Origin of the sequence: Oceanicaulis sp. MMSF_3324 (assembly GCF_030733545.1) — a bacterium.
GTDB lineage: Bacteria > Pseudomonadota > Alphaproteobacteria > Caulobacterales > Maricaulaceae > Oceanicaulis.
On record NZ_JASHIU010000008.1, the window covers coordinates 131132 to 147409 of the forward strand.

Below are 16278 nucleotides of genomic sequence, written 5' to 3' on the forward strand. Positions count from 1 at the left end.
GATGAAGGCCAGCACCGCTCAGACGGCCTTCCTGGACCAGATCCTCCCGTTCGGTGGGTTTGTCGATGGTGAAGGAAAGATCGTACACCTGGCTCCGTCCTTGAAGAAGGTGGTGGGTGAGCAAGCGGTGCAGCGCCGGTTCTTCGATGTGTTCAAGGTCAGAAGCCCACGCTCACTTCGGAAGTCACAGGAGATTTCCCAGTTCCTCAATGAACGGGTGTCTGTCGAGTTTTCGGCCCCTGATGCAACCGAGCCCTTTGTTCTGCGGGTTCATCTGTGTCCCACACCCGCCACGCCGGGCTTGTACGTCTTCAACGCCTCCTTCGGCGTGCAGCTGTCCAAGGCGGTGGACCTGTTCAATCTGACAGAGCGGGACTTCTCACCGGCCGACCCGTCTATCGACCTGCTCTATGTCATGAAGACCCAGTCCGTTCTTCTGGCGGACAGTCAGGCCATGGCCACACGGCTGAAAGAAGCCAAGGACGCGGCGATGAAGCTGGCGCTCACGGACCCTTTGACGGGGCTGCCAAACCGTCGGGCCTTGTCGCGTCAGCTGGAGACTGTGCTGGTTTCAGGCCGGCTGGGAGAGTGCCTGGCGGTCGTTCACGTGGATCTGGACCATTTCAAACGGGTCAACGACACCCTGGGGCATGGGGCGGGCGACGAGGTCCTGTCTCGCGTGAGCGAGATTCTGATCCGGGCTGCCGGTGAGCACGGCATGGCCACCCGGATCGGGGGCGATGAATTCGTCTTGCTGATTCCGATTGATAACGATGCCCAGGAACCCTTGCTGGAAATGGCGCAGCAATTGATCCGTGAGATTTCGCAGCCTGTGATGATCGCAGGGTACCAGGCCCAGATCAGCGCCAGCATCGGGATCACCTTTGCTCGGGCCGGAGAGAAGAAATCGGTCGATGATGTCCTGCTGGAAGCGGATCTGGCGCTCTACGAGATCAAGACCAATGGGCGCGGCCGGATTCATTTTTACGATTGCTCACTGAGCTCGCGACAGGCGCTTGTCCAATCGCTGACACGGGATCTGGAGCCGGCGATCGCAAGCGGACAGTTCGAACCCTTCTATCAGGTTCAGGTGGATGCGCTGACCGGAAAGGTCTACGGGGCCGAGGTGCTGGCGCGCTGGCGGCACCCTGTGCACGGCTTGCTGACGCCGGCCACATTTCTCGTCATCTCCGAGCGTTCCAAACTGACCGAAACGATTGATGCCTGCATTCTGACCCGTGCGCTCGATGACTTTGTCCAATGGAAAGAACGCGGACTGGATCTGCCCCATCTGTGCTTCAACATAACAGCCGACAAGCTCTCGGATTCCACGTTCCTCGAGACGCTTGAACGGGAAACGGATGCGCGTGGGATCGCACGCTCCGAGGTCATGATCGAGCTTATGGAATCGATCCTGATTGATGGCGGCAAGCCTGCGGTCAGGGCGGCGGCGGAAGACCTGGCGGCAGCAGGGTTTCGTCTCGCGCTGGATGATTTCGGCACCGGGCGGGCCTCGATCGCCTCACTCATCGCGGTCCCGGTGCATCTGGTGAAGATCGACCGGTCCTTCGTCACGGGCATCAACACAGACAGCAAGCGGCAAATGCTGACCCAGGCCATTGTCTCGCTGGCCGCGGGCTTGCGTCTGGAGGTGCTCGCCGAAGGCGTTGAATCGCCAGAGGAAGCGCAAACGCTCACGCGTCTGGGCTGTTGGAAGTTCCAGGGCTATCTCTTCAGCCGGCCCGTGCCGCCCGCCCAGTTTGAGCGCTTGTTGCAGCAAACCGATTGGCTGGCCTTCTGCAGTGAATGCGGTCTGGAAGATGACTGGCCGACCCACGATGAGCTGTTGAGCCATGTGGGTTTGGCAGGAGCGCGTTCAGCCGCTTCATAAAGTCCAAACTCAGCCCGGATACTCTCGGGCAGGACGGATCAGGCTGCAGACCGCGCTGAACCTCAGGCTTGAAGCCTCAAGGCGCCGCCTCCACTTGTTTGGGTACGCGAACACGGCGAGGCTCGGCTTGATAAGAGGGCTTGGTCGTGAGGCCGACGCCGCAAGGGTCGGCGCGGTTGAGTTGCGCCCCGGAGCGGGGGCGACCCGGCCCATTGGAGAATGACTATGAGCGAAACAAAAACGCTTCCCCTGCTGCCGCTGCGCGACATCGTCGTGTTCCCGCACATGATCGTGCCCCTGTTTGTGGGCCGCGAGAAATCGGTGCGGGCGCTCGAAGAAGTCATGCGCGCGGACAAGCAGATCCTGCTGGCGACCCAGAAGAACGCTGCGGATGACGATCCCGCCCATGAAGCGGTCTATACCGACGGTGTGGTTGCGTCCGTGCTGCAACTTCTCAAACTGCCCGACGGCACGGTGAAAGTGCTGGTCGAGGGTGGTCGCCGCATGACCATCACCCGCTTCCTGGACAATCAGGCCTATTTCGAGGCCGAAGCCGAGCTTGTTGATGAGGAAGTCGCCGATCCGGCGGAAGTGGAAGCGCTTATGCGCGCCGCCGCCGAAAAATTCGAGGACTACGTCAAGCTCAACAAGAAAGTGCCGCCCGAAGCGCTGTCTGCGGTGAGCGAGATTTCCGACGCCGCCAAGATGGCAGACACCATTGCGGCGCATCTGTCTGTGAAGATCTCCGAGAAACAGGAGCTGATGGCCAATTCCAAGGTCGCTGAACGCCTCGAGAAGGTGTTCGCGCTGATGGAAGGCGAAATCAGCGTGCTGCAGGTCGAAAAGAAGATCCGGAACCGCGTGAAGCGGCAGATGGAGAAGACCCAGCGCGAATATTATCTGAACGAGCAGATGAAGGCGATCCAGCGCGAGCTGGGCGAGGGCGATGACGGTCGCGAAGAGCTGACCGAACTTGAAGAGAAACTCGCCGAAACCAAGCTCAGCAAGGAAGCGCGCGAGAAGGCCGAGGCGGAACTCAAGAAGCTGCGTCAGATGAGCCCCATGTCGGCGGAAGCCACCGTGGTGCGCAACTATTTGGAGTGGATGCTGGCGCTGCCCTGGGGCAAGCGCAAGCGCCTGAAGAAGGATCTGGGCAAGGCCGAGCAGGTTCTTGATCGCGATCACTTCGGTCTGGAGAAGGTCAAGGAACGCATTGTCGAGCATCTGGCGGTCCAGACTCGCGTGAAGAAGATGCGCGGTCCGATCCTGTGCCTTGTAGGCCCGCCGGGCGTCGGCAAGACGTCGCTGGGTCGCTCCATCGCTGAGGCGACGGGGCGGGAATTTGTCCGCGTGTCACTGGGGGGTGTGCGGGACGAGGCCGAAATTCGTGGTCACCGCCGGACCTATATCGGTTCCATGCCGGGCCGGATCATCCAGTCGCTGAAGAAAGCCAAGTCCACCAATCCGATCATCCTGCTTGATGAGATCGACAAGCTGGGCGCGGACTATCGCGGCGATCCCGCTTCGGCGCTTCTTGAAGTGCTGGATCCGGAACAGAACTCCACGTTCAACGATCACTATCTCGAAGTGGATTATGATCTGTCCGACGTGATGTTCATCACCACGGCGAATACGCTCAACCTGCCGCAGCCGCTTCTGGACCGCATGGAGATCATCCGGATCGCAGGCTATACCGAGGATGAGAAGATCGAGATTGCTCGACGCCACCTCATCCCCAAGCAGCTCAAGACGCATGCGCTCAAAGAAAGCGAGTGGACGGTCGAAGACAGTGCTCTGCGCGATCTGATCCGGTATTACACGCGCGAAAGCGGCGTGCGGAGCCTGGAGCGCGAGATTGCGCGGCTGGCGCGCAAGACCGTGCGCAAGCTTGTTGCGGGTGATGTGGAGCATGTCACGATCAACGCGGACAATCTGGATGATTTCGCGGGCGTGCGGAAGCATCGCTTTGGCGAGACCGAGTCCGAAGACAAGGTGGGCCTTGTGACCGGATTGGCCTGGACCGAGGTGGGCGGCGATCTGCTGACCATCGAGGCGGTCCAGATGCCGGGTCGGGGCAAGATGACCGTGACGGGCAATCTCAAGGAAGTGATGAAGGAATCCATTTCTGCCGCGAATTCGTTCGTGCAGAGCCGGGCGCCGACACTGGGCATCAAGCCGACGGTGTTCCGCACCACCGACATTCACGTGCACGTGCCCGAAGGCGCAACGCCCAAGGATGGACCGTCCGCCGGCGGCGCCATGATCACCGCAATCGTCTCTTCGCTGACCGGCGTGCCGGTGCGAAAGGATGTGGCCATGACGGGTGAGATCACCCTGCGTGGGCGCGTTCTGCCAATCGGTGGTCTTAAGGAGAAATTGCTGGCCGCGCTGCGCGGTGGCGTGAAGACCGTGCTCATCCCCAAGGACAATGAGAAGGATCTCGCCGAGATTCCGGACAACGTCAAAGAAGGGCTCGAGATCATACCGGTCGAAACGGTCGAGGAAGTGCTCAACACGGCGCTGTCCGAACCGATCAAGCCAGTGGAGTGGACCGAAGCGGAAGCGGCTGCTCTTGCAGCATTGCCCGGCTCCACCGAAGTCAGTGGTGGTGGAGAACAACGCCCTCACTAAGCCTCTTTTTCAGGCGGATCTGGCCCCGGAGCACGCTCCGGGGCCTTTTCTATTGTGCCCAGGAAACAGTTTAGACGTTTAGCGACTTGGCTTTTCTGACCAAACTGGGATAGCGATAAATTGTTTTATGCCTGTTCTGTCGGTTGGACGGGCCTTGAATGCCGAGAGAGTGAATGAGCGACGCCAGCCCCCGTTTGTATTCCGCCGTGATCAAAACCGCCGAACGTTTGCGTCAGGAGGCGGATGCCGTGGTCATTGAAGCAGCGGGGCTGACTGTGGCGCAGGCTGCGCTTCTGGGCGTGGTGCTGAGTGACTCCGAGGCGACCCAGAGCGATATCGCCGTGCGGTTGGAATTGTCAGAACCCGCCGTCACCCAGATGGTGGCGCGTCTGCAGCGGGAAGGCCTGATCGAGCGCGCCCGTGACGCCAGTGACCGCCGCCGCTGGCGATTGACGGTCAGCAAGGAAGGCGTGGAGAAGGCGGATCGAGCCCGCATTGCTTTTGAGACCGTCAATGCGCGGCTTGAAAAGATGATGGGTGAAGCGACGGCGCATGATGTCGCCCAGCGCCTCACCGCGCTCCGGCTGGAGCTCAAGGACTAGTCTTCGTCGTTTTCGTCGACAATGCGCACGGTCTCGATCCGGACCGGCTCGACGATGTATTGCGGATAGGGAAAGTCGTCCGGCGCTGCCTCAAGGCTTGTCGGCGCCATCCAGATGCGCTCCACCACATCCATGCCTTCTATGACGGCGCCGAACACGGCATAGCCGGCTTCATCGGGATTGCGCTTGCCCGGTCCTGCATCAAGGCCGGGATAATCATCAACCATGATGAAGAATTCTGTCGTGGCGGTGCCCACTGCGGTGCGGGCCATGGAGATCGCGCCGCGGCTATGGGTCAGCCCGGTCTCCAGCGTGCTCTCATGGGCGATGCCTTCGGCTTCAGGCAGGCCGTCACGGCCATATCCGCCCTGGATGAGATGCATGGGTTCGACGCCGGGGCGCTCATTGTCGTCGCGTACGCTGCGATAGAAGCTGCCCGCATCGAGATGCCCCGCCTCGGCATGGGCGATGAAATTAGCCACTGAGACAGGCGCAGCGCTGTCGTTGAGCGCCACGACGATATCACCCTCGCTCGTCTCGATGACGGCGTGGGGCTGAGCGATCATGAGGGTTGCGGCGGTGAGGGCGGTGAGCATGTCTGGGCGATCCTTGCAGCAGATGAGCGGCTATCGGGCGGTGTTGCGCGCGGAAAGTCAAATGTCGGTCCAATAGGGCTTGACCGATGCGCTGAGACAGTTTCATGCTGCAACGCATGATGACAGCGAACCTCTTTTTCTTTGGCGGCTATTTTTATCGTCCCCCCGGGGCCGGTTGACGCTGCTTGCTTGCAAGAAAAAGTCACCAGCCCCGCCAATGGCGGGGTTTTTTATTGGGAGATGAGGCGATGAGCCCGACCAAGCCGCATGACGAACGCCAGATCCTGCGTCAGGCCATTGATGCGACCGATTCCGAAATCCTCAAGCTCCTGGCGGAGCGACGTCGCCTCGTGGAAACGCTGGTGGCGCTGAAGGCCGGCGATCAGAGCCCGGTGCGAGATACCGACCGCGAACGCGCCGTGATCGAACGCGCTGTCGCGAAGGGCCGTGATCTGGGGCTGGCGGACAGTTTCGTGGAAACCCTGTTCCAGGCGATCATTGACGACTCCCTGCGTCGCCAGCGCGCCAGCTTGGATGCGCGGGTCGGGGACGCCATGCTGACCGAGGCGCGCGTCGCTTATCTGGGCGGGCCGGGCTCATACTCCCAGTTTGCAGCGAACGCGCATTTCTCGGGCCGGTATTCAGGGGTCGCGCCGGTCATCAAGCGCGACTACGCCGCCATCTTCAAGTCGCTCGAGGATGGTGAAGCGGATTACGGCTTCCTGCCGATCGAGAATACCGCCACGGGCGGTGTGAACGAGGTCTACGACCTGCTGCGCGATTCCAATCTGAAGATCGCCGGCGAACACCATATGAAGATCCAGCACACCCTGATGGGCAAGGCGACCGATCTGGGTCCGGTCCGGACCGTCTATGGTCACCCCCAGGCCTTGCGTCAGGCCCAGCGATGGCTCAACGCGCGCACCGATCTCAAGAAGATCCCGGTCACCTCCACCACGCGCGCCCTGGAACGCGCGCTGGATGAGGGCCCGTCTGTGGCCGCCGTAGCCGGGCCCGACGCGGCGCGCCTGTTCGGTCTGAACCTTATCGAACCCAATATTTCAGACTTCGAAGGCAATGAGACCCGGTTCGTCGCCTTGGCTGTGGATCCTGCGCCGGCCTCGCCCCTGCTGCCGTGCAAGACCTCGCTGGTCTTCATCACGTCTGACGCCTCGGGCTCGCTGGTGGATGCACTGGATGGCTTCCGCCAGCATGGCGTGAACATGACCAAGCTTGAAAGCCGTCCTGTCCATGGCGCGCCCTGGGAGCAGATGTTCTTCCTCGATCTGGAAGGCCATGAAGAGGACAAGGCGGTGGCCAGGGCGCTGGAGCATCTGGGCGGATATGCAAAATCTGTCCGGCGCTTCGGATCTTACGGCTCTGACCGCTTGAAGCCCACCCAGCTTGAAGGCTAAAAGGGCGGCCCTTCCGAGTCGGAAGCGGGTGGTTAGCTCAGCTGGTAGAGCAACTGGTTTACACCCAGTAGGTCGGCGGTTCGACCCCGTCACCACCCACCAATCTTTTCAAAGGGTTGGCAAAAACAGAACCGGAACATTCCGGTTTGTGTGACTTCTGCAAACAGTCACACAGCCATTTTTGTGTGACTACCGTTCCGCGTGTGTTCCTGCAACCAGTTCCGGCTCGCACCGCCGCTGGCGCTCCTTGTCGATGATGGTCCAGGCCGCGCGGGCGTGGCCTTGCAGCGCGAGGATATATGCGGCCGCCACCTGATTGACGGCCGCCATGGCCGGGCGCCTGGGCTCGGCCGGGCTGGGCGCACAGAGGGACGGTGAGGGCGCGACAGGGCGAACAGGCTCAACCGTCATCCAGGAGTCCGGCGTCTGACAGCCAGTGATCGAGAGGGCGAATGTCGCCATAGTCAGCGCAAGAACAGCTCTCATAGGGGTCTGCCTCATTCGGGGGCGTCTGGGTTGCTGAACGCGCGGGAACGCTCCACAAGGCCGTCAGATCGGCAATGCGGGCGTCACAGCTTCGACGCTCCGCCGTTATGTCTTCGTCCGCATGTTCGCGCTCGTCGCTGCGGTTCTCGCTTTCACGCGCCCGCGCATCAGCCTGGGCGGCGGCTGCGCCTTGCGCCTTGGTCAAGCGCTGCTCCACGGCGCGCAAGCCGATATGAGGCGCGGCATAGAGCGCGCCCGCGCCCACGCTCGCGCCCAGCGTGAAGCTGATCGCGGCGACGATGCCGGCTAGGCCGCCGCCGCTCATGGCGTTTCATCCGTGATCAGTAGGGTTCCGCCATCCCGCGCCGCCATCAGCAGATATGGGTTGACCTTGGCGAAGGCGTCGCGGCTCGCCCAGACGCAATGCTCGCCATCCTCTTTCGAATGGCGCAGCCCTGGGGCCAGACAGCCCTTGATTTCGGTGTGGCGATTGGCCGGGTGACACAGGATCGCGGACCGGCCGGGCACATCGGCGATTTCCACCAGCGGCTTGCGGCCGAGGCGTTCGTACCAGTCGCCCCATGTGCGCTCGATCAGCGGATATTCCCCGGCCGGGATGCGATCGAGGTTCGGCCGGTTCGGGCCGGGGCCGCGTTCCAGCATCCACGTAATGAACAGACCCTGGGCCAGGTGCAGCGCGCCCAGCGTGGAGTGTTCGCCATGGCTTTTGCGATTGAGGACAAGATGGGTCATGCGTCGCCCTAGTCGTAAAAACCGTAAAGGCGGAAATCGTAAACGCGAGTATAGTCTGGTGTGATGTTGTTCACGCGCCAGCGCGCGGAAGAAACCGGCGCGTTCAGGTAGGCAGGGTCTAGATACGAAACCCCGGCGAGTGACATCTCTCCCACCTTAAGCCAAGCCCCGTTGACATAGGCCTCAACGTCACCTGATTGCGCCTTCTGGGCGCCTTGGTGTAGCCATGACGCCGTGTGGATAACGCAAGGTGCATTAAACGTGTACTCCAACCATGCTGGCGATGCTTCGGGAGTCCAATAATTCCCTGTACCGTCTACCGAGTAATAGGGGGGGCGCGCACCGGAATTTGAGGCAGATATAACCCCGGCTGCACTAGTATTGCTCGCCACATGATTGGGGATTGTCGCCTGCGCAAGTGCGGACGAACTTGTAAAGGTTGATCGCGCCGAAGGCGTTGTCATTATTTTGGAAAACAATCCATGAGACGAGAGCACGGCACGCATGGCGCTCTCAGACGCCGCAAGTTCAGACATGGCAGCAGCCGATGTAACGAGCGCTGAACTTGCAACCTCACTATCGCCCAATGAGGACAACAATGCAGGGCTAGCGAAAACTGCGGCCCGATCAGAGCTGGATGCAAATAAATCCGCGAATGTGTTGCTGACAATAGTCGCCCCGTAAAGGCGATTGATCGCCGCTGGTAAAGCAGATGCATCCTCAACTTTACGCCAGCCATACGACACCGATGCAGCGTTGACCGCCTGAACGATCGCCAGCTCGCCAAGGCTGGCGTCTGAGGAACCGCCGCCACCGCCGCCGCCGCCGCTGCCGCCGAAGAACGTTGAAGGTGCTTGCGCCTGGGCCATCTAGCTTCCCCATCCGATCTTGATTGCGCCCGCCGTGAAGGTGTCAGATCCTGTTTCCAGAACCCGCTTCACGCTCATGGCGTGCCAGCGCGAAGGCATGATTTCGCCCGCCGCAAATGTGATGGCGTTGTCAAAACAGTCATGGACCGTGACGGCCCCGACTTCGCCGAAGAAAATATGGGTGGGATACTCGCCCTGCTCATTGGCCAGATCCTCGCTGTCGTTGGGCGTGATGGCCTTTATGCCGACAACGCAACCTGATTGTGTGCGCAGGCGCTTGGGATCGCTCATGGCTTGCTCCTATCGCCCGCCGCCTGAACGCGGGGGCAGGTTGAAGATCCGGCGAACAAGGCCGGTGATCATGTCCACAAAATTGCCGGGCTCGCTCGCGGCGGCGCGCCATGCGCCGCGCCAGAGCGTGACAAGCGGCATGGCGCACAGGACGGACAGGAAGGCGATGGCGACGCGCATTTCCCCCGGCATGGAGGGCCAGTTGGTCGCCAGCACGGCCGCCCCCGCATGGGTGAAAATCAGCCCGGCCGCCACAGAGCCCGCCGCATAGTAGAGCCGCTTGCGAAACGGCACGCTCTCGCGCAGGAAGAAGACGAAGGCCATGCCGCACAGGAGGCCGAAACCCTCAAACAGCTGCGGCCCCGTCAAATGGATCGCGCCCAGGGCGATGACGGTGGCCGAGGCTTCGGTGACGTTCTGAACTGTCGGGTGCGTCATCATTCGCTCCTATGGGAAGATCAGGCCGTGCGCGCGCATCGCCGCCACAATGCGATTGAGGCGATCGGCGGTTGTGGCGAAATTCTCGTTGATCCGCTGAGCGCTGACGGCGTAGGCCCCGCCGAACGTCGCATCCATCGTGTTGAACAAATTGGTGTTGGTCTGCTGGGTGAGATTGTTCACATCACCAATGGAGGGCTGGCGGTCATAGACGACGCGGTTGCCATTGCGATCAAACAGACCATCCGCGTTCAATCGCTGGGTTGGCCCGATCTTGAGGGCCGTCACGCCGATCACGTCCGCCAGCTTGATGAAGCCGGGCGAGGTCGGGTCAAGCTCGATGCCGGCGCCGGCCGCGTAATAGGACGGGTCGCCATTGGTCTTCCAGCCGAGGACGCGCCCCGCAGTGCCCGTCTTGATTTCATTCAGTCCGACCGTGCGCGTGCCGGGTTGGCTTGTCCCGCCGCTGCCGGTCACGGTGCAGGTGAGCACGCCTCCGACCAGCTCAAGCCCGGTTCCGATCGTCACTTCGGAGGCCGCGCCCGTATTATCATGGCCCTTGAGCGTGTTCGCGGTTCCATCGGCGAGCTTGAGCGATGCGCCGTCAAAGGCCAGCCCCGCGCCCAGCGTGAAGCTCGCCGCTTCGCCCAGATCGTTAAAGCCGGACAGGCTGTCAGGCGTGCCCGTATTGCCCGAGCCGGAGCCGGAGCCCGGCCCGCCGACAATCGTGCCGTTGACCACTTGCACGAGCCCGTCTGTCGTATTGAGCGAGCCGGTCCACCGGCCGGTATAGTCCATCGCCTGCAAGTCCTTGACCAGGACATTGCCGATATGAACATCAATGTCGCCCGCCAGGGCCGTAAAGCACACGCCCATATCCACCATGGTTGGGTCTGGCGTGTTCTCGTCGGCTATGAGCGTGGCGCCGCCCAGCTGCTCGCCATCAAGATAGAACAGGGCCGAGCCCGGATAGGCGTTGGTGGCCTTGATCGCCTCGATCTTGACGCGGTGGCGGGTCTGGGCGGTGAGGAAGTTCGCGGCCGAGACTTGCGGTTTGGAGAAGCCGTTGACCGGATCATAGACAGAGAATTGCAGCCGGGCGCCCGTGGGAATGAAGATGATTTCCACGGTGATGTGCTGGCCGGACGGCGTGTAGGTGCGAAACAGGCTCACGCCTGCGCCGCCGCTGGCCACATGCCCGGTCACGCTGTCCAGCCACAGATCGAACTCCATGGACACGCCGCCGCCGGACAGGTCCAGGCTTGAGGCGCGAATATAGGAATTGCCTTGCAGCTGGCCGGCGCGCGAGGTGGATTTGAGCGCCTTGCCGCCGCCCCATGGGGCGTTGACGATCACGGGCGCGGTGCCGGTGCTGGTATAGGCGCTCAGATCGGTGCTGAAATCCTCGTCCAGGCGCGTAACCGCGCCGCCCTCGACAAAGGGCGAGGTGACGAAACCCTCAAACCAGCGCGAGTAGATCGGCGCGTGCTGGTTCAGATGCGCCAGCTGGCGCGAGCCGCGCTTGAGGAAATCACCATCATTGGCTTCCTTGATCGCGCCGCCGCGCGCCCATTGCACCCAATGGTTCGCAATCGCGGTCTGGGCCTCAAGCTCGTTGGGATGGACGTTATCGGTGAAGAAGGTGATGTGATCAAACAGCGCCACCTTCATCGCCTCGGCCACGTCGAAATAGGCCAGGCCGTGTTTCTCGGCCACGTCTCGGATCAGCTCGCCCACGAAGTAAATGCCGTGATCGAGCTTGCCGCCCGTGAAATTGGATGGCGCGCCAGACAGGATAATCGTCGGGTCCGGGCGGCCGTTCGCCCTGGCCGCCCAGCGGGTGTAATAGATCAGGAACTCCCAGGCGCCGTACACGGTGGTGCGATCGAGCTTGACCGCCGTGCCGGACGTGAAGCTGCCCGAATAGCTGCTGCTATCGACAATCAGGATCAGGTCATTGCCGCTGATCGCGTCCACACGCGCCGCGCAATATTTGAGCTGATCAATGCCCTCAATGAGCAGGGCGACGCCATCGCCCACGGCGAAGCGCTCTGGATTGGATACGGTGACAGCGGTGGAGGCGCCCTTGGCGATCGCGGTAATCGCGCTTTCTGGCGGAGACAACGTGCCGGCCGTGGTCTGTCGCCGGTCATTATGGTTGTGATCGAGCATCACCACGTCATAGGCATGGTCTTCAAACGGCTTGAAGATGCGCCAATCGGCGGTCTGCTGGCTTGTTACCGTAATGGGCGAATAGCTGTCATCGTAGAAGCTGTTCGAGCCGTATTCGGAAATCCCCCAGATCCGGTCCGCCTCCGTCATGGACAGGGCGCGGGTCGAAGTCTGATCGTTATAGGGGTCCTGGTCGGGATGCCAGCTGGCGTGTGAGCCCGCCCAGGAATTGTTCTTGACCGGCTCGCATTTCAGGCGCTCGCAGAATTGTTCGGGATAGCCGGTGGCGCGGTCGCCTGCGAACGGGATTGAGGTTCCCAGCCACAAGACCCGCTTGCCTTCCCAGTCCAGGATGGGCGTCTTGGTCGAACTGGTGGCGATCTGGTTATCCCGGATCGGGTATTGCAGGCGCAGCTCAACCGGATTGCCGACAATGTTCTCTGCGCCGATGACCCCGTTGAAATAGTTCTTGGTCAGCCCTTCATCGAACACCGTGGTCGCAACCGTGCGCCCGCCCAGATCCACATAGCGGGCGGACCCGCGCTCGACGGCCGCCACGGCGGCGTCATCATCGCCATACCAGGCCAGATGCACCGCGTCGGGATTGATCGGAAAGCGCTGCCAGACGCCAGACGCGCCGCTGCGATCGCTGGATGGCGCCACCAGCAAGCCGCCATCGCCTTGCCCGGCCGTCACTTCGTCAGCGTCCAGCTGGGCTGAATGATCGCCCGCGCGCCAGACAAACAGGCCGCCGCCGCCATCGCCCAGGGCCGTACGCGACGCCATGGCGATGCCGGCGCCGCCGCTCAGCTCGGACACGTCCACCGCTTGCAGCTCGGCCAGGGTCGGCACGGCCACTTGCGCCACCACTTGCCCCGGCTCGCCCGGTTCGGGCGTGTAGCCATTGAGCACGAGATTGACCACATCGGCGACCTGCTTTGCGGTGAAGGTCGTGGGTTCCAGATCGCCCGTGTCTTTGTTGCCCGCCATTAGACGGTCACGCAGCGCGGTGCGGGCGGGCAGGGCCATGGGCTTGGGATCGCTGCGCGGCATGCGCACGGTGTTCGAGGTGCGCGCATCCAGATCCTGAACCACACGGGTCAGCCGGTCATGGGCGTCCTCGACCGGCCGCGCCGGAAACGCGCGCGCGTCCTGAAACCGGGTCGGCTGGATGGCCGCCGACGCGCGCAAGCGCGTGACGGTCTGCCCTGCTTCCGGGGCCGGGCTGATCCGTGCATATTGCTGGCCCGCCGAGACGATCCGGGTCCAGTCATCACCCTCCACCAGGACGGTTTCAACCCCGCTGGCGTCCACCAGAATGATCTCATAAGGCGTTGTCGCCTCATTGCCGGGCAGGGTGAAATCGGTCTGAGCGCCGTTGGCCGGCGAACGCAGGATCTCGGTCTGGACGGGTTCAGTCATCATGCGCCTTCGTGGTTGACGGCTGGCATGATCACCCGGTTCTCGTCATGTCCAACGGCTCAGCCGTCAACAACCTCACTGGGCGGGACGATGAAGCGCTGATCGTTCTCGCGCTCGATGCGCTGTTCGTAGCGATCGAGATAACCAGGGCTCAACGCCTCCTGGGCGTGGTAGAGCATGAGATAGTCCAGCGCCGGACGCACATAGAACAGGTTGGCGAAGGGCGTGTTGTTCGCCGCAAAGCGCAGGGCCTGGGCGGGCGCCTGATCGGAATGCTCCACATCGCGCAAGGTGGCGTAGAGCCGGAACAGGCTGGACAGCTCGCCCACGGCCGGGCCGCCCAAGGTTTCCGCCAGCCCGCCGCCATAGCGGTTGTAATCGGCCATCAGAAGATCGCCATAGATGCCCGCGCCACCGCCTTGCAACAGGGACGCCACGAACAGATCGCCATTGGGAAGCCCGGTGTCTTCATCAATCGCGGGGCGCGGCATGCGCCCCTTGGTCAGTTCCTTCAGCTGCAAGGTCAGAAAGCCCAGCACCGCCGTGCTCAGGATCAGGTGGGCCATGGCCGCCACGGGCTCGCCATGGCCCACGCCGCGCAGGGCCGGATTGATCTGGCGCGTGATCACGGTGAGCGGAAAGGACTTGAACTGCATGAACAATTCCATGGCGAGCCCCGGCACGGTCCCGGCCTGGGTGCCGCCCCGGATCATGGCGCGCTCGCGGGCGCGCGGCTCGGTCAGGGCATTGTCCGCCTGATCGGTGAAATAGGCTTGCAACCGGGTTTCCGCCTCGCGTCGGGCGCGGGTCAGCTGTAGCTCTGTAAACGCCTTGCGATTACCCGGCGGGGTCATGCCAAGCGCGCGGGCCAGCCGGTCGGCCGGAACGCGCTTGACCGCATCCACCGTGATAAGATCGCCCACCTCGTCAACGCTCTGCGTCTTGTCGCGGATCAGCCCCCACAGGCGCTCATTGACGCCATAGCGTTCAAGCCCGCCGCGCGTGGCGTCGTCCAGCTCGGCCCAGCTCTGTTTCGCCTTGCGGCCCAGATTGCGCGCCAGAAGCACGCCCGCGCCCCGGCGCAAGCGCTCGTTCCAGAACTGGAAGCCATTGGCGCGGTAGAACACCGACAGCATGCGGCTCATGACGCCCTGTGCGCCATCCAGCGCATTGAAGCGGCCGGCCACATCGCCCGCCATGGCGAGCGAGGCCACGCGCAGATCATCGGCCACGTCCCGCGCCGCGTCACCATCCAACCCGGCCGCCGCCTTGTAGATCCACGAATAGGCGTCCAGGTAATCAATCCCGGCGCGTTTCATGGCGTTGGCGGCGAAGGCGGTATCGGTCTGGGCGCTGATCACCACGCCGCCCAGCTTGGAGAGTTGCTGCCAGTTGCGGATCGCCCGGCTGACGGCGGCGATGCGCACGCTTTCTGGCGCATCCGCGCTGCCGTCCAGCTGCTCGAACTCGGCGATGCGCAGCCAGTTTGACAGGCGGTTATCCACTTTCGTGTCCGCCCCGCGCGCCTTGGCGCGCTGGCGGGCGCTCTGCACATGGGCGTCAAAGGCCGCGCGCGGGTTCGGCCCCCAGGCTTTCATCAGCGCCGCATTGCGGGCCGCGCGGCGCACCTGGCCCAGCACCGCTTCCATCATCGAGCCCCGGCCGTATTTCTCGTTATAGGCAAACCAGCCTTCCGGGTCGCGGAAATGCAGGGTGCGGGACTTGCTGGCGGCTCGCGCCTTGCCGGGCGGCGGCCGGAAGCCGTCAAGATCATCGAGCGCGCCTGATGAGCCTTCATGCCGCCCGGCCGTAATGTCGTACCAGATGCTTTCCAGATAGGCTTGCTCCAGCGCTTCATCGCTCAGGGTGGTGAAGCCTTCCGGGTCCACTGTCTCGCGCACGCCGCCCGCCTCGATCTCCTGGGCGCGGCGCGCGCGTTCGGCGTGGATGGCGTCAAAGCTCTGCTCGTCCAGCAGGGGGCGGATATACGCCACCCAGTCCTTGCGGGCGCGCTCGCGCACGGTCGGGTTCATTCCGCCGCGCCAGAACCCGCCTGAAATCTTGATCGGGTCATGGGACTGGCGGCCCATATAGCCCGTGAGCGGTTCGATCCAGGCGCCGTGTTCGTTCTGAATGTCCATGGCGCGCTTGAGCGTTTGCTGAATGGCCTTCGCCGCCTGCGCCACGTCCGCGTCCGCAGCGGGCGCGCCATCCCCGCCATTGAGCCGATGGACTTCCCGCAGGATCTGTTGCTCAAGCGGCTTGTCGCGGCCGCCGCTCCACTTCATCAGCCGATCCATGACGCCGGACGCCTTGAGGTCGGCCAGCAAGGTTCCGGTCAGGTCCGCTTCCAGCGCGCGGCCCTGGGCGTCCACGCTGGCGCCCGATCCGGGCGCATCGCTTTCCTCGCCCACATTGAAGGCGCGCAGCGCGCTCGCCTCGTCAAAGCCCCGGCCATACATCGCGTCAAAGGTGCGGTTCCGGCCGTCCTTGGCCAGGGCCGCATAGCGGCGCATGCGCGCTTCAATCAGATTGTCCTTGACCATATCGGCCAGCACCGCTTCACGGGCCGCGTTCATGGCGTCCGCATCGCTGGCGTGTCGGGCCTTCTCGCGGCGAAAGCGCGCGGACATGCGCGCCAGCGCTTCGTCCAGTTCGGCGTCGGTGAAGCCTTCGCCCACCGCTTCACGCATGGAAGGTTTGCAGCTCATA

13 protein-coding genes and 1 tRNA gene are annotated in these 16278 nt (G+C 62.9%); 5 read left to right on the plus strand and 9 right to left on the minus strand.

Annotation, left to right across the window (positions count from 1 at the left end; all coding sequences use genetic code 11):
* The first annotated feature begins 1 nt into the window (after window position 1).
* The 3 genes from RBA95_RS09645 to RBA95_RS09655 all read left to right on the plus strand — a co-directional run bounded on the left by RBA95_RS09645 (window position 2) and on the right by RBA95_RS09655 (window position 5124).
* Entirely contained in the window at window positions 2-1891 is a 1890-nt protein-coding gene (locus RBA95_RS09645; RefSeq protein WP_306016633.1) for a bifunctional diguanylate cyclase/phosphodiesterase, read from the plus strand.
* A gap of 225 nt (window positions 1892-2116) precedes the next feature.
* Window positions 2117-4522 (plus strand): endopeptidase La, encoded by a 2406-nt coding sequence (gene lon, locus RBA95_RS09650; protein ID WP_306016634.1) that lies wholly within the window; start codon window positions 2117-2119, stop codon window positions 4520-4522.
* Between the two features lie 173 nt (window positions 4523-4695).
* Window positions 4696-5124: a MarR family winged helix-turn-helix transcriptional regulator gene (locus tag RBA95_RS09655; protein WP_306016635.1), complete on the plus strand. Its 429-nt coding sequence runs from the start codon at window positions 4696-4698 to the stop codon at window positions 5122-5124.
* On the opposite strand, the gene RBA95_RS09660 is transcribed toward RBA95_RS09655, so the two are convergent.
* Window positions 5121-5720 carry a peptidylprolyl isomerase gene (locus RBA95_RS09660; RefSeq protein WP_306016636.1) on the minus strand — a complete coding sequence of 200 codons (600 nt, stop codon included), beginning with the start codon at window positions 5718-5720 and terminating at the stop codon, window positions 5121-5123. The genes RBA95_RS09655 and RBA95_RS09660 overlap by 4 nt on opposite strands.
* 248 nt (window positions 5721-5968) lie before the next feature.
* Between RBA95_RS09660 and RBA95_RS09665 the strand changes: the two genes are divergently transcribed.
* Together RBA95_RS09665 and RBA95_RS09670 are read left to right on the plus strand one after the other, a co-directional pair.
* A complete protein-coding gene (locus RBA95_RS09665; protein ID WP_306016637.1) occupies window positions 5969-7135 on the plus strand; it encodes a bifunctional chorismate mutase/prephenate dehydratase in 1167 nt (388 codons plus the stop codon).
* 26 nt (window positions 7136-7161) lie between these two features.
* A tRNA-Val gene (locus RBA95_RS09670) sits at window positions 7162-7237 on the plus strand.
* 87 nt (window positions 7238-7324) lie between these two features.
* On the opposite strand, the gene RBA95_RS09675 is transcribed toward RBA95_RS09670, so the two are convergent.
* The 8 genes from RBA95_RS09675 to RBA95_RS09710 all read right to left on the minus strand — a co-directional run bounded on the left by RBA95_RS09675 (window position 7325) and on the right by RBA95_RS09710 (window position 16277).
* Window positions 7325-7465, minus strand: a complete 141-nt coding sequence (locus RBA95_RS09675; protein WP_306016638.1) for a hypothetical protein — start codon at window positions 7463-7465, stop codon at window positions 7325-7327.
* A 70-nt stretch (window positions 7466-7535) separates the two neighbouring features.
* On the minus strand, window positions 7536-7946 hold the full coding sequence (locus RBA95_RS09680; protein ID WP_306016639.1) for a hypothetical protein: 411 nt from the start codon (window positions 7944-7946) through the stop codon (window positions 7536-7538).
* Window positions 7943-8374 (minus strand): DUF5675 family protein, encoded by a 432-nt coding sequence (locus RBA95_RS09685; RefSeq protein WP_306016640.1) that lies wholly within the window; start codon window positions 8372-8374, stop codon window positions 7943-7945. The genes RBA95_RS09680 and RBA95_RS09685 overlap by 4 nt, the downstream gene beginning before the upstream one ends.
* Before the next feature lie 8 nt (window positions 8375-8382).
* Window positions 8383-9243, minus strand: coding sequence for a hypothetical protein (locus RBA95_RS09690; protein ID WP_306016641.1), 861 nt, complete (start codon window positions 9241-9243; stop codon window positions 8383-8385).
* On the minus strand, window positions 9244-9534 hold the full coding sequence (locus RBA95_RS09695; protein ID WP_306016642.1) for a hypothetical protein: 291 nt from the start codon (window positions 9532-9534) through the stop codon (window positions 9244-9246).
* Window positions 9535-9543: 9 nt separating this feature from the next.
* Window positions 9544-9972, minus strand: coding sequence for a hypothetical protein (locus RBA95_RS09700; RefSeq protein ID WP_306016643.1), 429 nt, complete (start codon window positions 9970-9972; stop codon window positions 9544-9546).
* Between the two features lie 9 nt (window positions 9973-9981).
* Window positions 9982-13566 carry a hypothetical protein gene (locus RBA95_RS09705; protein WP_306016644.1) on the minus strand — a complete coding sequence of 1195 codons (3585 nt, stop codon included), beginning with the start codon at window positions 13564-13566 and terminating at the stop codon, window positions 9982-9984.
* Between the two features lie 59 nt (window positions 13567-13625).
* Entirely contained in the window at window positions 13626-16277 is a 2652-nt protein-coding gene (locus RBA95_RS09710) for a hypothetical protein (protein WP_306016645.1), read from the minus strand.
* Window position 16278 lies beyond the last annotated feature (1 nt).